This window comes from Kitasatospora sp. NBC_01246 (assembly GCF_036226505.1).
In the GTDB taxonomy this organism is placed as follows: domain Bacteria; phylum Actinomycetota; class Actinomycetes; order Streptomycetales; family Streptomycetaceae; genus Kitasatospora.
In genome coordinates, this window is sequence record NZ_CP108484.1 from 5597816 (window position 1) to 5621478 (window position 23663).

The 23663-nt window shown below is 72.4% G+C and carries 21 protein-coding genes, 1 pseudogene and 1 riboswitch; of the genes and pseudogenes, 10 read left to right on the plus strand and 12 right to left on the minus strand.

Translation table 11 applies throughout. From position 1 onward, the window contains the following. Window positions 1-82: 82 nt before the first annotated feature. Window positions 83-283 (minus strand): DUF397 domain-containing protein, encoded by a 201-nt coding sequence (locus OG618_RS24370; RefSeq protein WP_329489673.1) that lies wholly within the window; start codon window positions 281-283, stop codon window positions 83-85. After that, on the minus strand, window positions 280-1092 hold the full coding sequence (locus OG618_RS24375; RefSeq protein WP_329489674.1) for a helix-turn-helix domain-containing protein: 813 nt from the start codon (window positions 1090-1092) through the stop codon (window positions 280-282). The genes OG618_RS24370 and OG618_RS24375 overlap by 4 nt, the downstream gene beginning before the upstream one ends. Window positions 1093-1251: 159 nt before the next feature. On the opposite strand from OG618_RS24375, the gene OG618_RS24380 reads away from it, so the two are divergent. Next, window positions 1252-1662, plus strand: coding sequence for an ATP-binding protein (locus OG618_RS24380; protein ID WP_329489675.1), 411 nt, complete (start codon window positions 1252-1254; stop codon window positions 1660-1662). A gap of 195 nt (window positions 1663-1857) precedes the next feature. Further along, window positions 1858-3156, plus strand: coding sequence for a glycosyltransferase 87 family protein (locus tag OG618_RS24385; RefSeq protein ID WP_329489676.1), 1299 nt, complete (start codon window positions 1858-1860; stop codon window positions 3154-3156). Between the two features lie 94 nt (window positions 3157-3250). Here OG618_RS24385 and OG618_RS24390 read toward each other — a convergent pair. From OG618_RS24390 to OG618_RS24400, 3 genes and pseudogenes are all read right to left on the minus strand, one after another. Next, window positions 3251-3719, minus strand: a pseudogene (locus OG618_RS24390) (type II toxin-antitoxin system VapC family toxin). After that, the gene (locus OG618_RS24395) at window positions 3709-3978 is read right to left on the minus strand and encodes a type II toxin-antitoxin system Phd/YefM family antitoxin (protein ID WP_329489677.1); all 270 of its coding nucleotides are present in this window, start codon (window positions 3976-3978) and stop codon (window positions 3709-3711) included. The pseudogene OG618_RS24390 and the gene OG618_RS24395 overlap by 11 nt, the downstream one beginning before the upstream one ends. A 90-nt stretch (window positions 3979-4068) precedes the next feature. Further along, window positions 4069-4794 carry a TetR/AcrR family transcriptional regulator C-terminal domain-containing protein gene (locus OG618_RS24400; RefSeq protein ID WP_329489678.1) on the minus strand — a complete coding sequence of 242 codons (726 nt, stop codon included), beginning with the start codon at window positions 4792-4794 and terminating at the stop codon, window positions 4069-4071. 137 nt (window positions 4795-4931) lie between these two features. Here OG618_RS24400 and OG618_RS24405 point away from each other — a divergent pair, with 137 nt between their 5' ends. Then, window positions 4932-6431 carry an MFS transporter gene (locus OG618_RS24405; protein WP_329489679.1) on the plus strand — a complete coding sequence of 500 codons (1500 nt, stop codon included), beginning with the start codon at window positions 4932-4934 and terminating at the stop codon, window positions 6429-6431. A gap of 78 nt (window positions 6432-6509) precedes the next feature. Here the strand turns inward: OG618_RS24405 and OG618_RS24410 are convergent, their stop codons facing one another. Then, window positions 6510-7820 (minus strand): helix-turn-helix domain-containing protein, encoded by a 1311-nt coding sequence (locus OG618_RS24410; RefSeq protein WP_329489680.1) that lies wholly within the window; start codon window positions 7818-7820, stop codon window positions 6510-6512. Between the two features lie 787 nt (window positions 7821-8607). Between OG618_RS24410 and OG618_RS24415 the strand changes: the two genes are divergently transcribed. Continuing rightward, a complete protein-coding gene (locus tag OG618_RS24415) occupies window positions 8608-9339 on the plus strand; it encodes a S1 family peptidase (RefSeq protein ID WP_329489681.1) in 732 nt (243 codons plus the stop codon). Window positions 9340-9403: 64 nt separating this feature from the next. On the opposite strand, the gene OG618_RS24420 is transcribed toward OG618_RS24415, so the two are convergent. Next, window positions 9404-9811 carry a DUF3291 domain-containing protein gene (locus tag OG618_RS24420; protein ID WP_329489682.1) on the minus strand — a complete coding sequence of 136 codons (408 nt, stop codon included), beginning with the start codon at window positions 9809-9811 and terminating at the stop codon, window positions 9404-9406. Window positions 9812-9896: 85 nt separating this feature from the next. Between OG618_RS24420 and OG618_RS24425 the strand changes: the two genes are divergently transcribed. Next, window positions 9897-10517, plus strand: a complete 621-nt coding sequence (locus tag OG618_RS24425) for a MerR family transcriptional regulator (protein WP_329489683.1) — start codon at window positions 9897-9899, stop codon at window positions 10515-10517. A 215-nt stretch (window positions 10518-10732) separates the two neighbouring features. Here the strand turns inward: OG618_RS24425 and OG618_RS24430 are convergent, their stop codons facing one another. Then, window positions 10733-12046: an MFS transporter gene (locus OG618_RS24430; protein WP_329489684.1), complete on the minus strand. Its 1314-nt coding sequence runs from the start codon at window positions 12044-12046 to the stop codon at window positions 10733-10735. A 196-nt stretch (window positions 12047-12242) separates the two neighbouring features. Between OG618_RS24430 and OG618_RS24435 the strand changes: the two genes are divergently transcribed. From OG618_RS24435 to OG618_RS24445, 3 genes are all read left to right on the plus strand, one after another. Continuing rightward, a complete protein-coding gene (locus OG618_RS24435) occupies window positions 12243-14219 on the plus strand; it encodes an alpha/beta hydrolase family protein (protein WP_329489685.1) in 1977 nt (658 codons plus the stop codon). After that, window positions 14216-14386, plus strand: coding sequence for a hypothetical protein (locus OG618_RS24440; protein ID WP_329489686.1), 171 nt, complete (start codon window positions 14216-14218; stop codon window positions 14384-14386). The genes OG618_RS24435 and OG618_RS24440 overlap by 4 nt, the downstream gene beginning before the upstream one ends. Before the next feature lie 96 nt (window positions 14387-14482). Then, window positions 14483-15790 carry a cytochrome P450 family protein gene (locus OG618_RS24445; protein ID WP_329489687.1) on the plus strand — a complete coding sequence of 436 codons (1308 nt, stop codon included), beginning with the start codon at window positions 14483-14485 and terminating at the stop codon, window positions 15788-15790. A 247-nt stretch (window positions 15791-16037) separates the two neighbouring features. Here the strand turns inward: OG618_RS24445 and OG618_RS24450 are convergent, their stop codons facing one another. The 4 genes from OG618_RS24450 to gcvT form a co-directional block, all read right to left on the minus strand. Beyond that, window positions 16038-17405: an L-serine ammonia-lyase gene (locus OG618_RS24450; protein WP_329489688.1), complete on the minus strand. Its 1368-nt coding sequence runs from the start codon at window positions 17403-17405 to the stop codon at window positions 16038-16040. 145 nt (window positions 17406-17550) lie between these two features. Then, window positions 17551-18819, minus strand: a complete 1269-nt coding sequence (gene glyA, locus OG618_RS24455) for a serine hydroxymethyltransferase (protein ID WP_329489689.1) — start codon at window positions 18817-18819, stop codon at window positions 17551-17553. A 140-nt stretch (window positions 18820-18959) separates the two neighbouring features. Beyond that, window positions 18960-19337, minus strand: a complete 378-nt coding sequence (gene gcvH, locus OG618_RS24460) for a glycine cleavage system protein GcvH (protein ID WP_329489690.1) — start codon at window positions 19335-19337, stop codon at window positions 18960-18962. Window positions 19338-19471: 134 nt separating this feature from the next. Next, complete coding sequence (gene gcvT, locus OG618_RS24465; RefSeq protein ID WP_329489691.1) at window positions 19472-20593, minus strand: glycine cleavage system aminomethyltransferase GcvT; 1122 nt, start codon at window positions 20591-20593, stop codon at window positions 19472-19474. 229 nt (window positions 20594-20822) lie between these two features. Next, window positions 20823-20929: riboswitch (glycine riboswitch) on the minus strand. Window positions 20930-21180: 251 nt separating this feature from the next. Here gcvT and OG618_RS24470 point away from each other — a divergent pair. Both OG618_RS24470 and OG618_RS24475 read left to right on the plus strand, forming a co-directional pair. Further along, entirely contained in the window at window positions 21181-21975 is a 795-nt protein-coding gene (locus OG618_RS24470) for an enhanced serine sensitivity protein SseB C-terminal domain-containing protein (protein WP_329489692.1), read from the plus strand. A 146-nt stretch (window positions 21976-22121) separates the two neighbouring features. Beyond that, entirely contained in the window at window positions 22122-23060 is a 939-nt protein-coding gene (locus OG618_RS24475; protein ID WP_329489693.1) for an enhanced serine sensitivity protein SseB C-terminal domain-containing protein, read from the plus strand. The last annotated feature ends 603 nt before the right edge of the window (window positions 23061-23663 follow it).

The window sequence follows — 23663 nt, forward strand, 5'->3', positions numbered from 1 at the left end:
TGACGATTAGTCATACGGGCTGGCTACGGCGGTGGTTGGGAGGGTGGGTGGGGGGTGTTCACCCACCCGTTCCACTAGGAAGTCACTCGACGCCCGACACCTGAGCTTCGGCCGCGAAGACGAGGAACGCGGCCCACGCAGCGGGCGAGAAGGAGAGCTGGGGCCCGGCCTTGTCCTTGGAGTCCCGGACGTGGACGGTGAGGCTGGAGGAGGCGACCTCGACGCAGTTGCCGCCCTCGTAGTCGCTGTAACTCGACCGGTACCAGGTGCTGGTGTCGCTCATAGCTGCTCCGCTGCCTTTCTGATGAACTCTGCAGAATCCTCGGCGCTGAGGGCTTGCGCGCGGATCATCGCCTGCCGCTGTGTGAGTATGCTGACGATTTTCGGATCGGAGTGAAGCGCATTCGTCTCGTGCGTCTCCACATATGCGAAGTGCTCATGATTGACCGTCTCCATGAGGACCATTGATCCGGACAGGCATGACGGTGGCCCGTGCTCGAAGGTCAGGATCTGGATGCGGACGTTGCGCAGCTGCCCTACGTCCAGCAGGTGGTGAAGCTGCCGCTTCATGGTGCCGCTGCCGCCCATGAGGGTGTTGAGAGCCGCCTCGTAGATCACGAAGCTGAACAGCACGGTCGGCCGGAGTGCGAGCTTGCCCTGTCGTTCCAGTCGGGCGGCAACACGGTCCTCGATGGTCTGATCGTCCACTGGCGGGATCGTGTAGCTCAGAGTGGCTCGCGCGTACTCCTCGGTCTGTAGGAGGCCCGGGATGTAGAGCGGTTCGTACGAGTACAGGGCGATGGCCTCGTTCTCGACGGTTCGGTAGGCCTCCGTGCGCGTGGGAGGTCGTTCTGGAATCAAGAACTCGTAGGCCCCGAGGAGGATCCCTCGCGCGTTGCACAGCTCATCGGCTGTTGCGAGCAGTTTGAAAGAGGGTTTCCGTCGTCCCGCCTCCATCGACCGAACGCTCTCGATGTCGTAGCTGGCCGCGGTGCTCAACCGCTCTCTCGTCACGCCCGCTTGAGCGCGCCATCGCTTGATCTGATCCCCGCAGTACTTCCACGCCATCGGCGGCTGCGTGGGTGCGCTCATCGCCGGACCCCCATTCTTCATGGTCAACCAGCGAGTCACGGTTCGATGTACCCCTGGCGCCACTTCTGAGGCTATGCGGAGAGACCGAATCCTGGGGCGTGAAATGGCCGATTCCGTCCCCACGGGTGACGCCAAGGACTCGTCTCGCCAAGGACACTGATGATCACTCAGCCCGTCGACATCGAGTGGATGTTCCCCCGCCACCCCCGCAGCGTCGGCCACGCCCGCGTGCAGCTCCTCCGGCAGGCCTACGCCTGGCGGGTGCCCGACGAGACGACCGAGACGGCCCTGCTCCTCCTCAGCGAACTGGTCACCAACGCGTGCCGCCACGCCCGTGGCCCGCGCGACCGCCTCATCGGCGTCCGGTTCGCCGTCACGGAATGCGGTGCGCTCCGGGTCGAGGTCGCCGACGCCAACCCGGACCTGCCCGAGCCCCGTCAGGCCGGCCCCGACGACGAGGGCGGTCGCGGGCTCGAACTCGTCGAGGCCCTCGCCGCCTCCTGGGGCGCCCGGCCCCGGGGTCCGGGTCACGTGGGCAAGATCGTCTGGTTCGAGCTCAAGCCGGAGTAGTGGGAAGTCGACCGGTCCGACGTCCTGCTCCGGCCCCTTCCGCGACTCCCGTCACTACCCTCACTTCGGCCACTTCAGCGCTGCGACCTGCCCTGGTTCGTGCCCTGATAGCCCTTCGCTCAGCGCACGTGTGTCTGTATATATGATTTTTGGTGCACGGCTTCGGGGGCGCCGTGGACAACCGAACGGAGTGCGATGTCCGACATCACCACCGAGGAGTCGCGCCGTGACGGCGTCGATCCGATCGTCCTGGCGCTGGCCGCGGCAGCCGCGGTGCTGGCCGCGCTGACCGTCAGGATCCTCATGCTGGACAGTGAGTCGTCGGACTACTACTACTTCCTCGGTCCGTGGTACCGGTACATCGCCGAGAACGGCGGCTTCAACGCTCTCAGCCACGCCGACTTCTCGGACTACAACGTCCCGTACCTCTACCTCATGGCCGCGCTCACCTACCTCCCGGTGACGGCGCTCGCCGGGATCAAGTGGGTCTCGATCCTCTTCGACCTCGCCCTGGCGTCCTACGTGTTCCGCATCGTGGAGCTGCGGTGGCCGCAGCGGCCGTGGCGCGCCCTCGGCGCCGCGGTGGTCGTGCTCTTCCTGCCCACGGTCGTCACCAACAGCGGCTGGTGGGGCCAGGCCGACGCGATCTTCACGACCTTCCTGGTGGGCGGCGTCTACCACCTGCTCCGGGACCGGCCCACCTGGGCGTGCGCGTTCTTCGGGATCGCGCTCGCGTTCAAGCTCCAGGCCGTCTTCCTGTTCCCCGCCCTGCTGGTGCTCGTCCTGGCGAACCGGATCCCCTGGCGGAGCCTGTTCGCCGCCGTGGCCGCGTACGTGGCCCTCGACATCCCCGCCTTCCTGCTCGGCGCGGACCCGTGGCAGCTGCTGACCGTCTACACCCGGCAGCCGGACACGTACAAGGACCTCACGCTCTACGCGCCGTCGGTGTACCAGTTCGTCTCCGTCCCGCAGGACGCCCAGGACACCGCGCGGGGCATCGGCGTCGTGGTCGCCGGCGTGGTGGTCCTGGCGCTGGTGGGGCTCGCGGTGTGGGCCCTGCGGCAGGCCGGCGCCGCCGCGGCCGGCCAGGCGGGGCGGCGGGTGCTCACGGACACCCGGATCCTGCTGCTGGCCACCGCCTCCGCGATCGCGGTGCCCTTCCTGCTGCCGTCGATGCACGAGCGCTACTTCTACATAGCCGACGTGCTCAGCGTGATCGTGGCCTTCCAGCTGCCCCGGCAGCTCTGGTACCTGCCGGTGCTGGTGCAGCTGTCCTCGTTCGGCAGCTACCTCAAGTTCATCAACCGCGACGTGGACCCGTACCTGTCGATGCCGGCCCACGGCGTCCTGATGCTGTTCGCCCTGATCGCCGTCCTCCGGGTCACGGTCGCGGACCTCCGCCACCGGCCCACCGTCCCGTTGCCGCACCAGGCCGACGGGGGCGAGGCCCCGCCGACCCCGGCGCCGATCCCCCGAGCGACCCCGGCCACCTGACCACCCGCCCCGTAGTCGGTCGAGCTTCTCGAACGCCGTTAGGGCATTCCTGGCGGCTGAAGGCCCTCGGCCAGTGGCTCAGGTGACGGTCCGCCTAGCGGTCGTGCAGCACCTGCGGTCTGGTGACCGGGACGACGGTCAGTAGCCCGTCGAGGCCCTTGAAGTCGTCGGGATTCGTCGTGAACAGAGGAAGGCCCTCGGCGATGGCGATGGCGGCGATCATCAGATCCGCCACGCGTCGGCGAGGCTTGCGGCCGCTGCTGATGACGGCAGCGCAGACGCGGCCGTAGATGCGGGCCGCCTCCGTGTCGAACGGAATGGGGTCGAACTCGTTCTCCGCACGTTGGAGCACGTTGGAGCACGTCGAGTCGTCGGGCACGTTCGGTGTGCTCGTCGTAGTCGTTCTGCTCCTCGTTCCTGCGGACCTCATGCGGTCCCGAAGAGAGCTCGGCCAGCGTGATCGCCGTGATGGCCATCTCTGCGGGTAGTTCGTCCGGGTCTACCCACTTGCGCAGGATCATGATGTCGGTGTCCAGGATGCCTTGTTGGATGTCACCGGCCATAGGGGTCATCCGTCTGCTGCTCGGCCAAGGCGTCCTGGTCGGCGCGGAAGGAATCCAGGGAGATGTCCGGGGCGCTACGTGACATGGCTGTGAACTCGCTCCGTGGGACGAATCGTCGCCGCCTTCGTGGCGGGATCAGCTCGCCGATCCGGTGCCCGTCACGTGTGACCGTGAAGGAGTGGCCTGCCTGAACGGCGTCCATGATCTCCTTCGACCGACTTCGTAGATCTCTTTGAGTGATCTCGGGCTGCACTGACATGAGTTCAGCGCAATCCCGCTGTGCCACCCTGTGCTACTGCGTGGCACGGGACTCGGAACGCCCTTGGCGCAGGCAGCCCGCCGCCGGCGGTTACCGGGGGCCGGGGAGGCGTAGGGCCAGGCCGTCGAGGATGACGTTCAGGCCGTAGGTGAACTTCTCGTTGCGCAGGGCCACCGGGTCGACGCCGATCGCCGCCGCGTACGCGGCGGAGAGGTGCTCGGTGTCGGCCGCCGCCTCCTGGGCGGTGGGGATCAGGCCCGCGATGAACTCGGCCTCGGTCTGGCCGGAGCGGGCCACCGTGGTCAGCCAGGCCGTCTCCGTCGTGCTCATCCCGATCACGTAGGTGATCACGGTCTCGATCGCGCGCTCCGGCTCGGGGAACCCGGCGGTGACGAACAGGGCGGCCACGCGCTCGGAGTAGGCCTTCAGGTTGGGGCCGAGGTAGGCGAGCCCCGCCTGGCCAAGGACCGAGGCGAGCCACGGGTGCCGCAGCGCGGTCGCGCGGAAGGACTCGGCGGCCTCGGCGACGGCCTCCCGCCAGTCGGGGCTGTCGGCGGGCGGGACGGTGCTCTCGCCGAAGACCTCGTCCACCGCGAGCTCCATCAGCTCGTCCTTGGTGGCCACGTGCCGGTAGAGGGACGTCGCGCCCGCGTTCAGGCGGGCGCCGAGCTTGCGCATGCTGAGCGCGTCGATGCCGTCGGCGTCCAGCACGGCGATCGCCTCACGGACGATGGCGGCCCGGTTGAGCGCCGGCTGCTCCGCCTCCCGCCGCTGCCGTGCCCAGACGGACGGGGCCGGGTTCGCCTTGGTGGCCATGCGGTTCTCCTCTTCACATCTTCCTGCGTACGCCGTGCGCATCCAGCGTACAGGTGCAGTGGGTTGCGCACACTGTTCCGCTCTGCGTACAGTGTGCGCAGCGAAGGAACAGCGTGCGCAACTCGGAGGGACAACCCATGGAAACCCGCAACCCACGTCGTTGGTGGATCCTCGTCGTGCTCTGCCTCAGCACGCTGGTCCTGGTGATCGACGGCATGGCGCTCACGGTGGCGGTGCCGTCGATGACGGAGTCCATCGGGGCGAGCGCCCAGGACACCCAGTGGATCCTCGACTCCTACATCCTGGTCTTCGCCGGGCTGCTGCTCACCTCGGGCAGCCTCGGGGACCGGTTCGGCCGCCGTAAGGTGATGATCATCGGCCTGCTGCTGTTCGGCGCCGCCTCACTGGCCGCGACCTACTGCACCAGCCCCGGTGAGGTCATCGCGGCCCGCGTCGCGATGGGTGTCGGCGGTGCGCTGATCATGCCGTCCACCCTCTCCATCCTGATCACCGTCTTCGACGAGGACGAGCGCAGCAAGGCGATGGCGGCCTGGGGCTCGGTGTCGATGCTCGGCCTGGTCGGCAGCCCGGTACTCGGCGGCGTCCTGATCGACCACTTCTCCTGGCACTCGATCTTCTTCATCAACGTCCCGGTCGTCGTCCTCGCCGTCGTCGCCGCCCTGACCCTCATGCCGGAGTCGAAGGGCCCCTGGCAGAAGGCCGACCCGCTGGGCGCGGTGCTCTCCGCCGTCGGCATGACCGCCATGATCTGGTGGATCATCGAGATCCCGCAGCACGGCGCCTTCGACGGCCGCTCCGCCGTCACCCTGATCGTCGCCGTCGTCGCCCTCGGCGGGTTCGTGATCTGGGAGAACGTCACCTCCGAGCCGATGGTCCCGCTCGCCCTGTTCAAGCACCGCAACTTCAGCGGCGGCTCGCTCTCGCTGACCCTCGTCCAGATCGGCAACGGCGGTCTGCTGCTCGTCCTCACCCAGTACTTGCAGTTCGTGCTCGGGTACTCCCCGGTCAAGGCGGGCCTCGCCTTCGTGCCGCTGGCCGTGGCCGCGCTGATCGGCAACGGCGCCGGTGCCGGGCTCGCCGCGAAGATCGGCAACCGCCTGCTCGTCCTGGTCGGCATGCTGCTCATGGCCGCCGCCTTCGGCCTCCTGAGCACGGTCTCCGCCGACGCCGGGTTCACCCTCCCGGCCGTCGCCCTCGGCCTGCTCGGCCTCGGCGCCGGGCTGGCGATGCCGGCCGCCATCGGCGCCCTGATGGGCACCATCCCCGCCGAGAAGGCGGGCGTCGGCTCCGCCCTGAACGACACCATCCAGCAGGCCGGCAGCGCGCTCGGCATCGCCATCCTCGGCTCCCTGCTCTCCAGCCGGTTCGCCCGGGAGATGCCCGCCGACAGCTCCGCGCAGGCCAAGCGCTCGATCGGCGACGCCCTGGCCGCCGCCGGCGGCGACGCCGGACTGGTCCACTCCGCCCGGGAGGCCTTCACCTCCTCGATGTCGACCACCTTCACGATCAGCGCGGTCGGCGTCCTCGCCGCGGCCCTGCTCGCCACCCTGGTCATGCGGGACAGGAAGGCCGCGCCGACCGACGTCCAGGCGGAGGAGGCCACGCTGGCCGCCTGACGCCCCGCCCGTCCGCCGGGAAGGCCGGCCACCCGCTCCGGGTGGCCGGCCTTCCCGGCGTGGGGGCGCGGCCCGGGGTCAGTCCTCGGTCGAGGTGGGGGTCCAGCCCGTGCGGTCGTCCTGGTAGAAGTAGCCCGGCGCGCCCTTCAGGCCCATGGTGCGGAAGGGCTTGTCGTTGGCGTCCTTGACGGTCTGGGTGCCGCGGCTGCTACCGCTGCTCCACTCCAGCTCCAGGTACCAGCTGACGTCCTGCCCGGCGGTCCCGGCCTCGACGTTCAGCACCTGGGGGTCGGTGGCCGAGACCCGGTAGGGGAAGTCCGAGACGGTCTTGGCCTTCACCTCGCCCTCCTGGGCGGGGACGGCCACCGGCCGGGGGGCCGCCGCGTCGAGGTCGACCGAGAAGGCCGCCGGGGTGATGCTGCCGCCGCAGCCGGAGCCCATCGTGTACGCGTTCCACTTCGGGGCCGGGCGGGTGCTGACCACGTGCACGTAGAGGGCGTGCAGGACGACCGGGACGGCGGAGTCGCCCTGCGCCGTCACCTGCAGCCGCAGGTGCCCGGCGGGGACGGCCTCCTGGGCGGCCGCCCAGCTGTCCGTCCGCTTGGGGCTCGGGGGCGCGGGCACCGAGCGCGGCGCCTTGGCGGTCAGGAACCACTGGCCGCAGGGGCTGCCCCAGTTGTCGGTCAGGACGGTGACCTGGAACGGGGCCGGTGTGGCCGCGCTCGTCGCGGTGGCGGTCGCGGCAGGGGTCGTGTCGGACGCCGGAGCGGACGGCGGCCCGGCGACCGGTGCCGGGGCCGCCGGGGTGGAGGGGGCGCCGGCGGCGGTCGGGGACGGGGGAGCCGCCGACGGGGTGCCGCCGTGCCCGCTCGGGACGAGGAGCGGGATCGCGGCGGCGACGAGGGCCACGGCCGCCGCGCTCAGCAGGATCCGCGGGTACGGGAGCCTGCGGCGCCGGGTCTCGCCGTCGGCGGGGTCGCCCTGGGGGCTGCGCGCGGAGTGCAGGGCGTCGACGGGCGGCAGCGTCGCCTCCTGGGCGGTCGCCGGAAGCGGGGCGTCGGGGGCTTCAGGGGCCACGGTGACCACAGGGGTCGGCTTCGGCTCGGCGGGCTCCGGCCGGACCGGTTCGCGGGCGGGCTCACGGCGCCGGGCCGCGTCCGCCAGGATCCAGCGGCGGTGCAGTTCGACGAGCTCGTCCGCGCCCGCCCCGCAGACCCGGGCGAACCGCTCCACCGGCGCGTACTCGTTGGGGACGGCGGCGCCGTTGCAGTAGCGGTGCAGCGTGGACGTGCTGACGTGCAGCCGGGTGGCGAGCGTGCCGTAGCTGCGACCCGAACGGTCCTTCAGCTCCCTCAGCATCGACGCGAACTCGTCGGTCTCCACGCTCATCCGGCGCCCCCTCGTTCCGGTCCGGCGTTCCAGGCGGCACCGAATCCGCAGATCACGGTACCTGTCGCCGTTCCAGCGTCCCGAACTCCCCGGGGGGTCTGGCGGCCGGGACGCCTTCCGGGCCACTGTGCGGTGCAGCGGCGGTCCGCCCTTCGGCCGAGGGGGCCCGCCCGTACCGACCGAGTCCTCAGCGGAGAAGAGCAGCCACGTGTCCGTCCACCTCCACCGAATCCTGATCACCTGCGCGCTGCTCCTGCTCGGGGCGGGCGCCCTCCGGGTGCTGCTCCGGCGGCCGGGCCCGCGCCGGGCCGGTGCGGACGGGGGCCGCCCGGTGGCCGATCGGCCGGAGCCGGGCGGTGGCGCCCGGCGCTGCCCCGGTCGGGTGGCGCGGACCCGGGGCAACTGCCGCGGCCCGGTCCGTCCGGTGCCCCGCCGCTGCCGGCTCACCGGGCCGGGGGCCGTGCGGCACTGAGGGGCCGCCCGTCGGCCGGGGCGTCAACGCGGTGGCTCCCTGCGCCACTTTCGGGTACGGGCGCCGTGCCGCCCGCCCCCGTCAGGGCTTCTGCCCGCCCACCCGCCGCCGGTGCCCGGTCCGCCGGCCCGGGATCCGCGGTGGGACCCGATCGTGGGTACCGGAACCGCGAGCGCCGGTGCCCCTTTCGGCCCGCTGCCCTTTTGCCCCTTCGCCCCTTCGGCCTGACCACCTTCGCCCCGACGACCTCCGCCCTGAGCGATCCGCCCGAGAGAGATGCGAGCCCACCCGATGCGCAAGCCGTACCGACGCCCGTTGACCGTCCTGCTGGCCTCCGCCGCCCTGGTGGCCGTCGCCGCCACCCCGGCCGCCGCCGTCCACGGGGGCACCGACACCACCACCGCCGCCAACCCGTTCGTCGTGGCCCTGGAGACGGCCGGCGGCGAGCAGTGGTGCACGGGTGCCCTGATCGCCCCCACCAAGGTGCTCACCGCCGGCCCCTGCGTGGCCGAGGCAGACGACCCGACCACGCTGCGGGTGATCGCCGGCCGGACCGACCTGACCGGCCACGGCGGGCAGGTGCGGCGGGTGCGGAGCGCCGCGGTCGACCCCCGGTACACCTCCGCCCTGGACCACGACTCGGCCGTCCTCACCCTGGACCGGCCGCTGAACGCGCGGACCGTCCGGGTCGCGACGAACCGGGACGAGGCGCTGTACCGGTACGGCCGCACGGCGACCGTCTACGGCTTCGGCCGGACGGGCGACGGCGGCCCGGGGACCCACCTGAAGAAGGCCGCGCTCACGCTCTCGCCGCTGTCCGGCTGCGAGCCCTACACCGGTCCGGGCGACTCCCCGCGGCTGAAGGTCTGCGGCAGCCCCCGGCCCGGGACGGCCGACAGCATCTGCAAGGGCGACTCCGGCGGGCCGCTCGTGGTCGACGGCGTGGTGATCGGCATCGTCTCGACGGGCAACAAGTACTGCGACACCCAGCACCCCGTCTCGGTCTTCACCCGCGCCACCGACGTACCGGCGCAGATCCTCCGCTAGCTCCGGCCGCGGCCGCTCCGGTCGCGCCCCCTTCGGCTGCACCCCCCTTAGGCTGCTCCGCGGGTCAGCCGGCCGGTCGGGTGGCCTGCTGCTCGGCCAGCCGGCGGTGGGCCTCGGGCCAGCCGACGGGGAGCTGCTCGACCGGGGCCTGCCAGTAGGTGAACACGGACTCCCGCATGGTCGAGCGCAGGCCGGTCATGATCGAGCGGTGCGGCTCGGCGCGGGCGAAGTCCTGGAGCGCCTCCTGGCTCTCCCAGGCCGACAGCGTGTAGAAGGTCCGTTTGGTCGGGCGGGCGATCAGCGAGGCGCCGAGGGCGCCGGGCGCGGACTGGATCTGGCGCCAGACGGCGTACGACTTCAGGAGGAAGCGCGGGACGTCGCCGAGCGAGCGGACCTCGAACCGGGAGGCCATCACGACGGCCTGCGTGCCGGGAGTGGCCGGGTGCGGGGTGATCCAGGGAATCGTGGGCATGGCTGACGCGCCTCCGTTGTTGGGTAGTGGCACTATCTATGTTAGACAGTAGAGGTATCCAATAGCTAGGGGAAAGCGGAGCACCGTGCGCATCTCGGAGTTGAGCCGTCGTAGCGAGGTCCCGATCGCGACGATCAAGTACTACCTGCGCGAGGGACTGCTGCCGCCCGGCCGCTCCACCTCCGCGACCCAGGCCGAGTACGACGAGACCCATCTGCGCAGGCTGCGGCTGGTCCGGGCGCTGATCGGGGTGCGGGGGCTCAGTGTGAGCGCCACCAAGGAGGTGCTGGGCGCGATCGCCGCGCACGGCGGCGAGCAGCACCAGGTGCTCGGCCTGGCGGTCGGCGCCCGGCCGGCCGACGAGGACGCGGCCCGGCCGGCCGCCGCCCCGGGCGCGGCGGAGGTCGACGCGCTGATCGCGGAGCTGGGCTGGGAGGTCTCGCCGTACGCGCCGGCCCGGGCAGTGCTGGGGGAGACCCTGGAGACCCTCCGCTCGCTCGGCGAACCCGTCGACCGGCACACCCTGCTCCCCTACGCGGAACTCGCCGCGCGCACCGCCGTCCTCGACCTCGACCAGCTCCGGACCAGCGACGACCCCCTCGAACAGGCCGAACGCGCCCTGCTCCTGACCGTCCTGCTGGAGCCCGCCCTGCTCGCCCTGCGCCGGCTGGCCCAGGAGAACGAGTCCGCCCGCCGAAACGCCTGAGCCGATCAGGTCGCGGGCGAGGCAGGGGGACGGGCGTTCGAGCGTAGGCGGAGGCGAGCTTGTCGCTGGTCATCACCAGCGGCCGCCAGATCGGCCGCATCGAACTGCGCGAGGCCACCGCGGCGGGCTCGGACGCGGAGTACCGCGAGGAGGACTTCCGGTGAACTCCGCCACCGCGTGACCCTCGTCCACCGCGGTCTTCTCGGAAGGCCAGGTCAGTCCGGGGCCCCGGTGGCCTGGAGGCGGCGCAGGGCCAGGATCAGATTGCCGCTGCCGAACGTCGCGAGCGCGGCGACGCCCCACAGGGTCGCCGCGACACCGGCCCGGTCCAGCACGGCGCCCGCGGCCAGGAAGCCCAGCGGCCCGGCCAGGGCGCTGATCGTGACCACGGCCTGCAACACCTTGGGCCCGAAGCCGTCCGGCAGCCGGGCGGAGAGCAGTCCCATCAGCGGCGCGTTCGCCAGGGGCGCGGCGGCCGCTGACAGGCCGACGGCGACGACGAGCATGCCGGCCGACACGGGCACCAGGAGCGTCCACAGGGGCAGTGCGACGCAGACCAGGGCCGTACAGGCGAGTCGTACGGGGGCGACCCGTGCCGCCAGCACATAGGCGGCCACCGAGCCCACCAGGCCACCGGCGCCATGGGCGGCGACCAGCAGGCCGCCGACCCTGGCGTCCCCCTCGAACCGGGCGAACGCCAGCACCGGCATGGTGATCATCAGGGTTCGCAGCATCAGCCCGAACACCACGGTGGACAGCATCGCCCGGCTCAGGAACCAGTCGCCGCACAGGTGCCGTACCCCCGCCCACAGGCCTTGGGGCCCGGCTGCGGACCCTCCGTCCCCGCCACCCCCTGCCGGGACGCGGCGCAGCAGCAGCAACCCGGAGAAGGCGAACGAGGCCGCGTCCAGCCACACCACCGATGTGGTCCCCACCAGCGGGATCAGCGCGCCCGCGAGCGCCGGTCCGGCGAACGCCGAGCCGTTCTGCACACCTGCCAGCGCGCTGTTCGCGCGGGCCAGAGAGCGGGCGTGCGGGCTCAGCAGTTCCATCGCCAGCACCCGCTGTGCCGCGTGGTACGGAACGGCCAGCGCCCCGAGCGCCGTGACGATCGCCACGATGACGGCCAGATTGAGCGCGCCCAGGGTCTGCAGCAGCGGGATCAGCGCCACCACCGGAGCGCGGGCGAGGTCGGAGACGACCATGGTCCGGCGGGCGCCCAGGCGCTGGATGACCTCTCCGCCCGCGAAGCCGAGCAGCGCCATGGGCAGCACCTGGGCCGCGAAGACCAGGCCCGCCCGGGTGGCCGAGCCGGTGCTCTCCAGCACCAGCCAGGGCAGCGCGAGCATGGTCATCTGGGTACCCAAGGCCGTCACCGCGCCCGCGACATAGACCGCCGTCAGCGCACGGCTCGGCCTGCCACCCGCTGTACCGTTCGGGGCTCCGCCGGGTGGGACGGGGGCTGCGTCGGGCCGGGTCGCCGCGATCGTCATCGGGTCGCCCCTTTCTCCTCGGTGGGTCCGGGACATGTGGTCGCCCCCGCACCCTGTCGCCCGCCCCCCGTCCGGTGCCAGGGAAGGACCGGCAGCAGCTCACGGTCGGTGCCGCTGCGCCTTCTTCCCTTGCCACGCAGCCCGCCCGACCGGCAGTGTGATGGCCGTCGGAGCCCACCACAGCCAAGGCCACCGGCGGCGGAAGCGGACACCGACGAAGGGAGGGACGGCGATGAGCGGCGGTATCGGAACGGCGGTGCACGTCCCGTCCTTCGCCGCCCGCGACGGACGGCGAGCGGTCGAGACCCGGTATGTGGACGGTCTCCCGCAGATCGTGGCCTGGGACCTGACGACGGACCAGCGCCGCCAGGCGACCACGGCACCGCTGGGTGTGGAGACCGCCGCCATCGAGCCGGACGGCCACGGCCTGTGGTGGTTCGACGCCGCTCCCGGCGGTCAAGGCCGCTGGCTGCGCGGGCCGTTCGAGGGTGGGCACCCGCGCCCGGCGCTCGACGGCGTACCCGCCGGGCGGATGCACGGCCTGGCCTTCGACCCCCGCGGCGGCCTCGCCGCCGTCGGCGTCGGGGTCGCGGACCGCTCGCGGCACTACCTCGGCCGACCGGGCGAGCGCGCCCGCCTGGTGGCCGAGGAGCCCGGCTATGCGGCAGTGGTGGGCCTGGCCCCCGGCGGCGGACTGCTGGCCACCGCGGGGGGCCAGGCCGGACCGGCCGCGGTCCGGCTGTGGTCACCGGCCTCCGGCGTTCTCGTGGACGCCATCCCCGGCGCAGCGGGGGACGGCGACGGCGGCGCGGTGTGGGCGCTGGGCTTCCGCCCGGACCTCACCACCGCACGACCGGAACTGCTGCTCGTCCTCGAACGCGCGGGCCGCTACACCCTGGCCTTCTGGCGGCAGGGCGAGGGGATCCGTACGCACGGTCCCGGCTCCGCCCTCGACTTCGATACGGAGATCACCGCCTGCTGGTACGGGCCCGGCCGCACGGCACTGGTCCAGCAGGACCGGGCGGGACGCAGCCGCCTGCTCCGCGCCGACCTCGACCGCGGTACGACGACGGTGCTTCCCACGCCCGAGGGCACGATCATCGACTTCTCCTGCGCACCCGACCGCACGGTCCACTGCCTGTGGAGCCGCGACGGCGAACCGCCCCGGCCACTGATCTGCCACCCGGAAAGCCCGGAGAGCCCGGAGAGCCCGGAGAGCGCGGAGCACCCGGAACCCCCGGAACGTCCCGACCGCTCCGGTCCTTCCGACCGCTCCGACCGCTCCGACCGCTCCGGCCGCTCCACGACGGCGTCACGCTGCACGGCGCCCGGCGGACCGACCGGATCCAGGCGCCGCGAGCTGTGGACACGCCGGCCGTACGGGCAGATCCACAGCTTCGTGGCCACCCCGCCCGGCCGCAGGGCGGGCAGCCGCCCCTGGCCGACGGTCTTCCTCGTCCACGGCGGGCCCCACACCCACGACCGGGACGCCTATGACGCCCGGACCGAGGCCCTGGTCCGGGCCGGATTCGCCGTGGTGCGCACCAACTACCGCGGCTCGACGGGCTACGGCCCCCGCTGGCGGGACGACTTCGGCCACCGGGTCGGCCTCGCCCAGCTCGAAGACCTCGCCGCGGTGCGCGGCCACCTCATCGACGCGGGAGTCTCGGAGCCGGGCCGTACCGGCCTGTGCGGCTACTCCTGGGGCGGTTATCTGACGCTGCTGGCGATGGGCGTCCAGCCCCGGCTGTGGGACGTCGGGCTGGCCGTCGCCCCGGTGGCCGACTACACGGCGGCGTACCGGGCGACGACGCCGGCGCTGCGGGAGGTCGACGACCGCCTCTTCGGAGGCACCCCCGAGCAGGTGCCGCACCGCTATCGCGCGGCCTGCCCGATGACCTATGTGGGCCGCGTACGCGGCCCGCTCTTCCTCGCCGCCTCGGCGGACGACGAGAAGTGCCCTCCGGAACAGATCGAGCGCTATCTCGCCGCGCTGCGGCGCCGCGACGTCCCGCATCGCGTCCGGTGGCTCGGCGGCGGACACGACGTGGGCCGTGACCCAGCCGGACACGCCGCCGCCTGGGCCGCCATGGTGCGCTACGCCGACGACACGCTGCGCGCCTCCCCCAGAACCGCCGACCGCCGCGACATCGGGCGGACCGGCTCGCACCACCCCGTCCACCACACCGAAGAAAGGTCAACCCCATGAAGCGTCACGGACTGCGCGTCGACCCCATCAGCGCCACCGAGCGGGAGCGCGGGATCATCATTCCGCCGGACCACCAGCTCACCCTGGACAAGGCGGTCCCGGTCCGGCCGAACGGCCAGGCGCGGACCTGCACCACCACCCGCACGGAGAAGAACGCGGAGAAGTAGTCGCCTCTGCAGTGAGCCCAAGCAGCGCCGTAGCGGGGTGCCATGCCCGGCACCCCGCCGCGGCGCCGGCCGTGCCGGTGAGGACAGGAGAACATCATGACCACAGCTACGGCAGCGACGGCAGCACCCCGGACGAACGGTCCCCGGCCGGAGAAGCACCGGCCGGACAAGCCCGAGACGACGGAACCGCGCCAGAACCCGCCGACGTTCCTCAGCGACCCGTACCCGACCCTGGCCAGGATGCGGCAATCGGCCCCGGTCTCCGTGCTGCACAGCGACGGCGGCCTGCGACTGTGGATCATCCCGCGCTACGACGATGTCCGGGCCGCGCTCTTCGACCCCCGCTTCGCGCAGGACGTGCGGCGTGCCCAGGCCCTGGCCGACAGCCGGGTCGAGGGCGTCAACCTGGGCACCGAGATCACCCATATGCTCAGCAGCGATCCTCCCGACCACACCCGCCTCCGCCGCGTGGTCCAGGCGGCGTTCAGCCGCAAGCGCGTCGAGGCGATGCGACCGATGGTCGAGCGCATCACCCTCGAACTCCTCGACGGGCTGGACGCGGCAGCCACGCGCCACACGACCCGCACCACCACCGCCACGGTGGACCTGGTACGTGACTTCGCCTTCCCGCTGCCCATCCTCGTCGTCTGCGAACTGCTCGGCTTCCCGCCCGAGGACCGCGACCTCTACCGGAAGTGGTCGACCGCCATCGTCACCCAGGAGGGCGACCACACGGCGTTCCAACAAGCCGTCCAGGAGATGGGCTCGTACGTCCTGGCCATCGCCGACCGGCGTATCCGCCGCAATGACCGTCCCGCCGATCTGCTCACCGAGCTGCTGGAAGCCCGCGAGCGCGGAGAGCTGACGGACGACGAAATCGTGGGCATGGTCGCCCTGCTGCTGATCGGCGGCCATGAGACCACCGTGAACCTGCTGGGCACCTCCTGCCTCGCGCTGCTGCGCGATCCCGGCCAGGCCGCCTGGCTGCGCGCCGATCTCACCCGGATGCCCAGGGCCGTCGAGGAGTTCCTGCGCTACGACTCCCCCATCTGCATGGCCACCACCCGCTTCACCACCGAGCCGGTGGACGTCGGCGGGGTGGAGATCCCGCAGGACGAGTTCGTGCTGCTGTCCCTCGGCGCGGCCAACCGCGACCCGGCGCGCTTCCAGGACCCCGACCGCCTCATCCTCGACCGCCGGGACGCCGGCCATCTCGCCTTCGGCGGTGGCATCCACCGCTGCCTCGGGGCCCTGCTCGGCAAGCTGGAGACCGAGATCGCGCTCACCGCGCTCCTCACCCGCTTCCCCGGAACGACCCTGGCCTGCCAGGAGCGCGACCTGCGCTGGCGCAACACGATGATGCTGCGCGGCTTGGAGGCGCTGCCCCTCACCCTGCGCCGCTGACCCCCCCGACCCGGTGCGCGGACGGAGGCCTAGCGGGGAAAGCGGGAGGCCGCGGTACGCCAGGCGCCGGCTCCGTCCGCCGCGAGACCGGAAATCCCTGGTCGGCATGGTGCGGACCAGGGATCTGCCAGGGAGTCCTCAGGGAGGTTCAGAGCTGTCCGAGGGGCCTTTCAGGCACTTCGGGCCGTGTGCGCAGAGAGGGACCTGGCAGCTCTGACGGAGAAATCATGCAGGTCGGCACACTTGCCTAGCACTCGATGACGTTGACGGCGAGGCCGCCGCGCGAGGTCTCCTTGTACTTGATCTTCATGTCGGCGCCGGTCTCCTTCATGGTCTTGATCGCCTTGTCGAGGGAGACGTGGTGGCGGCCGTCGCCGCGCAGGGCCATCCGGGCGGCGGTGACGGCCTTGACCGAGGCCATGCCGTTGCGCTCGATGCAGGGGATCTGGACCAGGCCGCCGACCGGGTCGCAGGTGAGGCCCAGGTTGTGCTCGATGCCGATCTCGGCGGCGTTCTCGACCTGCTCGGGGGAACCGCCGAGGACCTCGGCGAGGCCGCCGGCCGCCATCGAGCAGGCGGAGCCGACCTCGCCCTGGCAGCCCACCTCGGCGCCGGAGATCGAGGCGTTCTCCTTGAAGAGCATGCCGATCGCACCGGCGGCGAGCAGGAAGCGGACGATGCCGTCCTCGTCCGCGCCCGGGATGAAGTTCAGGTAGTAGTGCAGCACGGCGGGGATGATCCCGGCCGCGCCGTTGGTGGGCGCGGTGACGACCCGGCGGCCGGAGGCGTTCTCCTCGTTGACGGCCATCGCGTAGAGAGTCACCCACTCCATGGCGTTGGCCGGGCCGATGCCCTCGGCGCGCAGGGCGCGGGCGCCCGAGGCGGCGCGGCGGCGCACCTTGAGGCCGCCGGGGAGGATGCCCTCGCGGGACATCCCGGCCCGCACGCACTCCTGCATGACGCGCCAGATCTCCAGCAGCCCGGCCCGGATCTCCTCCTCGCTGCGCCAGGCCTTCTCGTTCTCCAGCATCAGGCCGGAGATGGACAGGCCGGTCTCGCGGCTGAGGCGGAGCAGCTCGTCGCCGGTGCGGAAGGGGTACTTCAGCACGGTGTCGTCCGGCTTCACGCGGTCCGCGCCCAGCGCGTCCTCGTCGACGACGAAGCCGCCGCCGACCGAGTAGTAGGTCTTCTCCAGCAGCAGGCCGCCGTCGGCGTCGAAGGCCCAGAGGGTCATCCCGTTGGCGTGGTACGGCAGCGAGCGGCGCCGGTGCAGGATCAGCTGGGTGCCCGGGTCGAAGTCGATCGGGTGGGCGCCGAGCAGGTCGAGCCGCTTCTCGGCGGTGATCCGCTCGACGTCCCGGTCGGCCTGGTCGACGTCGACCGTGCGGGGGGAGTTGCCCTCCAGGCCCAGCAGGACGGCCTTCGGGGTGCCGTGGCCGTGGCCGGTGGCGCCCAGCGAGCCGAAGAGCTCGGCGCGGACGCTCGCCACCCCGGTCAGCAGGTCCTCGGACTTCAGGCGGCGGGCGAACATCCGGGCGGCGCGCATCGGGCCGACGGTGTGGGAACTCGACGGGCCGATGCCGATGGAGAAGAGGTCGAAGACGCTGATGGCCACGGAGGACGTCCTTGTCTGGTCTCGTGGAAGGACTTGCAGGCGGGGTGCTGACACGGAACGGGGCACCGCGCGCACTGTCCAGTGTGCGCGGTGCCCCGGAATCCCAGGTGACCAGGCGGGGTGAGCCCGGTCACCCGTGTCCGAACTACAGGTTCGGGTAGAGCGGGTACTTCTCGGCGAGGGCGGTGACCCGGGCCTTCAGCGCGGTGGCGACGGTCTCGTCGAAGGCGGGCTTCAGCGCCTCGGCGATGATGTCGGCGACCTCGCGGAAGTCCTCGGCCTGGAAGCCGCGGGTGGCCAGGGCCGGGGTGCCGATCCGCAGGCCGGAGGTGACCATCGGCGGGCGCGGGTCGTTCGGGATGGCGTTGCGGTTGACCGTGATGCCGACCTCGTGCAGCCGGTCCTCGGCCTGCTGGCCGTCGAGCTGGCTGTTGCGCAGGTCGACCAGGACCAGGTGGACGTCGGTGCCGCCGGACAGCACCGAGGCGCCGGCCTCGGCGACGTCGGCCTGCAGCAGGCGCTCGGCCAGGATCCGGGCGCCGTCCAGGGTGCGCTGCTGGCGCTCCTTGAACTCCTCGGAGGCGGCGACCTTGAAGGCGACGGCCTTGCCGGCGATCACGTGCTCCAGCGGGCCGCCCTGCTGGCCGGGGAAGACCGCGGAGTTGATCTTCTTGGCCCACTCGGCCTTGGAGAGGATGACGCCGCCGCGCGGGCCGCCCAGGGTCTTGTGCGTGGTGGTGGTGACCACGTCCGCGTACGGCACCGGGTTGGGGTGCAGGCCCGCGGCGACCAGACCGGCGAAGTGCGCCATGTCGACCATCAGCAGGGCGCCGACCTCGTCGGCGATCCGGCGGAACGCGGCGAAGTCCAGCTGACGGGGGTAGGCGGACCAGCCGGCGATGATCAGCTTCGGCTGGTGCTCCTTGGCGAGGCGCTCGACCTCGGCCATGTCGACCTGGCCGGTCTTGTCGTCCACGTGGTACGCGGCGACGTTGTAGAGCTTGCCGGAGAAGTTGATCTTCATGCCGTGGGTCAGGTGACCGCCGTGGGCCAGGCTCAGACCCAGGATGGTGTCGCCCGGCTGGATCAGCGCGAACATCGCGGCGGCGTTGGCCTGCGCGCCGGAGTGCGGCTGGACGTTGGCGTGCTCGGCGCCGAACAGGGCCTTGATCCGGTCGATCGCGATCTGCTCGACCACGTCGACGTGCTCGCAGCCACCGTAGTAGCGGCGGCCCGGGTAGCCCTCGGCGTACTTGTTGGTCAGCACCGAGCCCTGGGCCTCCATGACCGCCACCGGGGCGAAGTTCTCGGAGGCGATCATTTCCAGGGTGGTCTGCTGGCGGTGCAGCTCGGCGTCGACCGCGGCGGCGATCTCCGGGTCGAGCGAGTGCAGGGACTGGTTGAGAACCGTCATGGTGTGGTCTTCCCAGGGAGGAGAGAAGGAGGTGCCGCGCCTGGCACGCCCCACGGAAGGGTGGCGGCGGGCGACCGGAGGGCGGAGGAGGCCCGGTGGCCGGGGCGGCCGCCGCACTGCGGCCACCCCGAACGGCCGGCTCAGGCCGGGTTGGTCAGGGCGTTGTACTCGTCGGCGCTGAGCAGCTCGTCGGTCGACTCGACGCGCACCTTGAACAGCCAGCCACCCTCGAACGGGGCGCTGTTGACCAGGGAGTTGTCGTCCAGGACGTCCTGGTTGACCTCGGTGATCTCGCCGGTGACCGGCGAGTACAGGTCGCTGACCGACTTGGTGGACTCCAGCTCGCCACAGGTCTCACCGGCGGTCACGGTCTCGCCGACCTCGGGCAGCTGCACGTAGACGATGTCACCGAGCGCGTCGGCGGCGTGGGCGGTGATGCCGACCGTGGAGACACCGTCCTCGACGGCGGTCAGCCACTCGTGCTCCTTGGTGTACTGCAGGTGCTGGGGGTTGCTCATGGCGTCATTCTCCAGGATGGGAAGCGGGTACGACGAAGCGGGCCGCCGGACGGACGGCTTCGACGTGGATCTTCGGGGTGGTCAGGCCCGGGCGGGCGCGCTCGTGAGGCCTCGGCGGGCGCGCCCGAGGGGCGTCAGCGGGCGCGCTTGTAGAACGGCAGCGCCACGACCTGCACGGGCTCGTGCTTGCCGCGCACGTCCACCGCGACGGTGGTGCCCGGGGCGGCGTGCGCCGCGTCCACGTAGGCGATCGCGATCGGCTTGCCCAGCGTGGGGGAGGGCGCGCCCGAGGTGATCCGGCCGATCGGCTCGCCGTCGGCGGTCACCACGGTGTACTCGGCGCGCGGCACGCGCTTGCCCTCGGAGACCAGGCCGACCAGCACCCGCGGCGGGTTGGCCTCGGCTGCGGCGGCGGCCTGCTCCAGGGCCTTGCGGCCGACGAACGCGCCCTCGTTGGTGGTCTTGTCGAAGCGGACCACCCGGCCGAGACCGGCGTCGAAGGGGGTCAGGTCGGTGGAGAGCTCGTGCCCGTAGAGCGGCATGCCGGCCTCCAGGCGCAGCGTGTCGCGGCAGGAGAGGCCGCAGGGGACGAGGCCGCGGCCGGTGCCGGCCTCGGTCAGCGCCGTCCAGATGTGCGCGGCGTCGCCCGGGTTGCAGAAGATCTCGAAGCCGTCCTCGCCGGTGTAACCGGTGCGGGCGAGCAGCACGTCGCGGCCGGCCACCTGGGCCGGGAGGATCGCGTAGTACTTCAGGCCGGGCAGGTCGGCCTCGGTGGTGTCGGCCAGGATCGCGGTGGACTCCGGGCCCTGGACGGCGATCAGCGAGTAGGTGTCGCGGTCGTCGGTGACGACGGCGTCGTAGCCCTTGGCGCGGGCGATCAGCTCGTCCAGCACCAGCTGGGCGTTGGAGGCGTTGGCGACGACCAGGAAGGCGTCCTCGCGCAGGCGGTAGACGATCAGGTCGTCCAGGATGCCGCCGTCCTCGGCGCAGATCATGGTGTAGCGGGCCCGCAGCTCGCCGAGCGCGGAGACGAAGCCGACCAGCGCGTGGTCCAGCATCGCGCCGGCCTGCGGGCCGGTCACGGTGATCTCGCCCATGTGGGAGAGGTCGAACAGACCGGCCTTGGTGCGGACGGCGAGGTGCTCCTCGCGCTCGCTGCCGTAACGCAGCGGCATGTCCCAGCCGGCGAAGTCGGTCATGGTCGCGCCGAGGGCGCGGTGCAGCGCGTCGAGCGCGGTGAGGCGGAGGGACGACATGGCCTGGAACTCCTCGGTCTGGGCACTCAGGTGTGCGCACGCCGGACCGGACCCGCTCGGGGACCGAGCCTGCGCGCGGGCATGCGGCGGCTGGGTCTCCCCATCTGTCGTCGAACCTGAGAGCTTCACCGCACGCGGGCCCGCAGCGCTTCACAGCTAACAGGACAGCATGGCGGCTTGCACCGTGGGTGGGCGCGCGACAGGGCCGTGCGCCGCTTTCCAGATGTGCCTAACCCGTGCGGTAGGGGGGCCTGAGAGATTCCGGGGAGGACTTGCTCCTTCGGCGCCGGCTGTACCGCCTCTCGGGGGTACTCCGGACTCTCCCGCGCGGGTTCGAGCGGCCGGTATGGAGTTGAGGTTCTCGGCGGGGAACACCCGCAGACGCGGACATCATGGCACGTCCCGGCGGAAGACGGGAGAGGGGCCCCGGGCCCGGCCCCGCCCGGCGGGCCCGGCCCGCACCCGCCACCGGTAGCCCACCGGTACCGCCCCGGCCCGTACCGACCGGTACCGGCGCGCACCGCGGCCCCGCCCGCGGGCCCGCTAGGCTGCTCGGCGTCGGCGGACAGAGGACGGTACAGCGGCGGATGGGGTACCCGGTGGAGCAGCAGCAGGGGTGGGGCGGCCCGGAGGCGGCGCCGCCCGGCGGTGGATGGCCCGCGAACGAGCTGGAGCAGGTGCTCACGGCCGCGCTCGGCGATCCCGGCGCGACCCCCCGGGTGTTCGAGGTGCTCGCCCGCAGCCAGGTGTGGATCCCGCTGCCGGCCGGCGGCGACCCGCAGGGCCAGGCCCTGGACCTGCCGACGATCGAGCTGGCCGGCGACCCCTACGTCCCGGTCTTCTCCTCGCAGGAGGTGCTCCTCCAGCAGGCGCCCGGGATGGCCTTCGCGATCGCGCCGGTCTGGGAGTTCGCCCGCGGGCTGCCGCTGGGCGTGGGCATCGCGGTGAACCCGGAGGCGCCGGTGGGCATCCCGGTGCCTCCGCAGGGCGTCGCCGAGCTGCGGCGCGGGCCGCGCGAGGACCGCTGGGACGCCCCGGAGGCGCCGACCGGCGGCCGGGTGGCGCTGCGCGAACCGGTGCCGGGCGAGGACCCGGAGGCCTTCCTGGCCGCCTGCCGGTACGAGCTCTCGGGCCTGCCCGGCGTCCTGACCGCCAGGCGGGCGCTGGCCAGCGTGGAGGGTGAGCCGACGGTGATGTTCGTCGGCGTCCAGCTCGATCCGGCGGCCCCGGCCGAACCGGCCGCCGTGAACGAGGCCCTGGGCCGTGCGCTGGGAACCGCGCCGCTGCCCGGCGGCGTCCACCTCGTACTGCTCGACCTCGCGGAGGACCCCGTGGTCGAGTGGCTGCTCAACCGGGTCCAGCCGTTCTACGCACGGATGTGACGCGTTCCTCCTCGCCCGGCACCGGGCCGGAGGCCACCGCCGGGCACGTCGGCGTGGCGGTGGCGGGTGGCGCCCCATAGGGTGCCTGCAGATGACCGCCGGGCCGGCGGCAGGTGAGAGAAGAAGAGGCGCAGCGAGGTGGGCGCATGAGTGCGGGAGCGGTAGCGGGCGGTGCACCGGGGCCCTGGGGCCAGGCACCCGCCGGGCGCCCCGGCGCGGATCCGAGAGCGCTGGAGCACGCCCTGCGCGAGGTCGCGCCGGAACGCTGGGAGGCGTACGAGGCACTGCTGCACGCGCTGGCCGCGGGGCAGGTCTGGATGCTGCTCTGGCACGGTACGCCGGGCAGTCCGGACGCCCAGTACGGGAACATGGAGATCAGCGGTCACGGCTACGCGCCGGCCGTCACCTCGCCCGAGCAGCTGGCGGCGTCCGGCTGGGCGCGGGCGCACGAGGTGATCTCGGGGCGCGAGATCGCCGCCTCGCTCTATCGCACCCGCTGGGGGCTCTGGCTGAACCCGCACGCCCCCGGCGGCGGCGTCGGGGTGCCCTGGGCGGACCTGCGCCGGATCGCGGCCGGCCTGGACCGGCTGCCGGCCGGGCCGCTGAAGCTGAGCGAACCGCAGGTGCAGGCCCAGCAGTTCTTCGCGCTGCTGGAGCGGCAGGCGGTCGAGGTGCGGGCGGTCAAGGCGTTGCGCCGGGCCTGGGTGCAGCCCTCCGTGGGCGAACCGTACCTGGCCATCGGACTTGAGCTGTACGAGAGTTCGCCGCCCACGGTGGAGGCCGTCCGGGCGCTGATGCAGCGCGCGATCGCGGTCGCGCCGGAGGGCCTCGCGGTCTCCACCGTCGCCATGGGGGACGAGTACGACCCGGTGGCGCTCTGGATGCGGGCCAACGCCCGGCCGTTCTACGACCGCGAGGCGGGCGGCCACGGCCGCTCGCAGGCCGCGCCGTACCCGCCGGTGCCGCCGCCGCCCTACGCCTCGCAGGCGGGCCCGTACGGCTACGGCACCCAGGCGCCCGGCCCGGTGTGGCCGGGGCAGCAGCCGCCGCCGCAGCAGCCCTGGCCCGGCTACCCCGGGCGCTGACGCCCGCACGGTCGACGCGACGGGCGCCGCGGTGCCCGCGCCGCACGCCGGCGTTCCGCCGCCCGTGCCGGGGCTCCGGGCATTCGGGCGCCGGTACCGCACGCCGGGCATTCCGGCGACCGTGCCGCAACTCCGGGCAGACCCGGTGTTCGTGTCCCAACTACGGGCACTTCGGACACCTGTCGCAAGCACGGATGTTCGGGTGTTCTCGGCGCGGTAACGGGTAGTCCGGGTGTATGCGCCCAAAGCCCTCCACCAGGACCGATATGACGACCCGTCATGTCGGTCCTGGCATTTCCGGTCGGATTTCCGGCTGGTTCGGTGCAGCCTCTTGACATGCATGTAACAGCTGTGTGAAGAGGGATATGCCGAAGATCCAGAGGTGCATGCCGACAGATCACAGTTGGGCATCTCTCGGTTGTCAGGGCTGGCGCAAGCCAGTTCGGATGGCAGAGAGTTCTGCGCAACGCACCGCGCGTACTGGGTGCCCCACGAGGGTGAACGCGCTGGCGGACCGCTTGAGCCTCGCGACGCCCATCCCGCGCGGCCGCAGTACCCGAGCACGTCGCACCGCTGAACACCCGCACCTGAACCTCCGCACGT

What these genes read in the sequence shown, in the direction of transcription:
- OG618_RS24440 (WP_329489686.1), top strand. Translation starts at nt 14,216, where the DNA reads ATGAAGCGTCACGGACTGCGCGTCGACCCCATCAGCGCCACCGAGCGG.
- OG618_RS24445 (WP_329489687.1), top strand. Translation starts at nt 14,483, where the DNA reads ATGACCACAGCTACGGCAGCGACGGCAGCACCCCGGACGAACGGTCCC.
- OG618_RS24370 (WP_329489673.1), bottom strand. Translation starts at nt 283, where the DNA reads ATGAGCGACACCAGCACCTGGTACCGGTCGAGTTACAGCGACTACGAG.
- glyA (WP_329489689.1), bottom strand. Translation starts at nt 18,819, where the DNA reads ATGACGGTTCTCAACCAGTCCCTGCACTCGCTCGACCCGGAGATCGCC.
- OG618_RS24400 (WP_329489678.1), bottom strand. Translation starts at nt 4,794, where the DNA reads ATGGCCACCAAGGCGAACCCGGCCCCGTCCGTCTGGGCACGGCAGCGG.
- OG618_RS24385 (WP_329489676.1), top strand. Translation starts at nt 1,858, where the DNA reads ATGTCCGACATCACCACCGAGGAGTCGCGCCGTGACGGCGTCGATCCG.
- gcvT (WP_329489691.1), bottom strand. Translation starts at nt 20,593, where the DNA reads ATGTCGTCCCTCCGCCTCACCGCGCTCGACGCGCTGCACCGCGCCCTC.
- OG618_RS24375 (WP_329489674.1), bottom strand. Translation starts at nt 1,092, where the DNA reads ATGAGCGCACCCACGCAGCCGCCGATGGCGTGGAAGTACTGCGGGGAT.
- OG618_RS24420 (WP_329489682.1), bottom strand. Translation starts at nt 9,811, where the DNA reads ATGCCCACGATTCCCTGGATCACCCCGCACCCGGCCACTCCCGGCACG.
- OG618_RS24470 (WP_329489692.1), top strand. Translation starts at nt 21,181, where the DNA reads ATGGGGTACCCGGTGGAGCAGCAGCAGGGGTGGGGCGGCCCGGAGGCG.
- OG618_RS24435 (WP_329489685.1), top strand. Translation starts at nt 12,243, where the DNA reads ATGAGCGGCGGTATCGGAACGGCGGTGCACGTCCCGTCCTTCGCCGCC.
- OG618_RS24410 (WP_329489680.1), bottom strand. Translation starts at nt 7,820, where the DNA reads ATGAGCGTGGAGACCGACGAGTTCGCGTCGATGCTGAGGGAGCTGAAG.
- OG618_RS24430 (WP_329489684.1), bottom strand. Translation starts at nt 12,046, where the DNA reads ATGTCCCGGACCCACCGAGGAGAAAGGGGCGACCCGATGACGATCGCG.
- OG618_RS24405 (WP_329489679.1), top strand. Translation starts at nt 4,932, where the DNA reads ATGGAAACCCGCAACCCACGTCGTTGGTGGATCCTCGTCGTGCTCTGC.
- gcvH (WP_329489690.1), bottom strand. Translation starts at nt 19,337, where the DNA reads ATGAGCAACCCCCAGCACCTGCAGTACACCAAGGAGCACGAGTGGCTG.
- OG618_RS24395 (WP_329489677.1), bottom strand. Translation starts at nt 3,978, where the DNA reads ATGTCAGTGCAGCCCGAGATCACTCAAAGAGATCTACGAAGTCGGTCG.
- OG618_RS24380 (WP_329489675.1), top strand. Translation starts at nt 1,252, where the DNA reads ATGATCACTCAGCCCGTCGACATCGAGTGGATGTTCCCCCGCCACCCC.
- OG618_RS24475 (WP_329489693.1), top strand. Translation starts at nt 22,122, where the DNA reads ATGAGTGCGGGAGCGGTAGCGGGCGGTGCACCGGGGCCCTGGGGCCAG.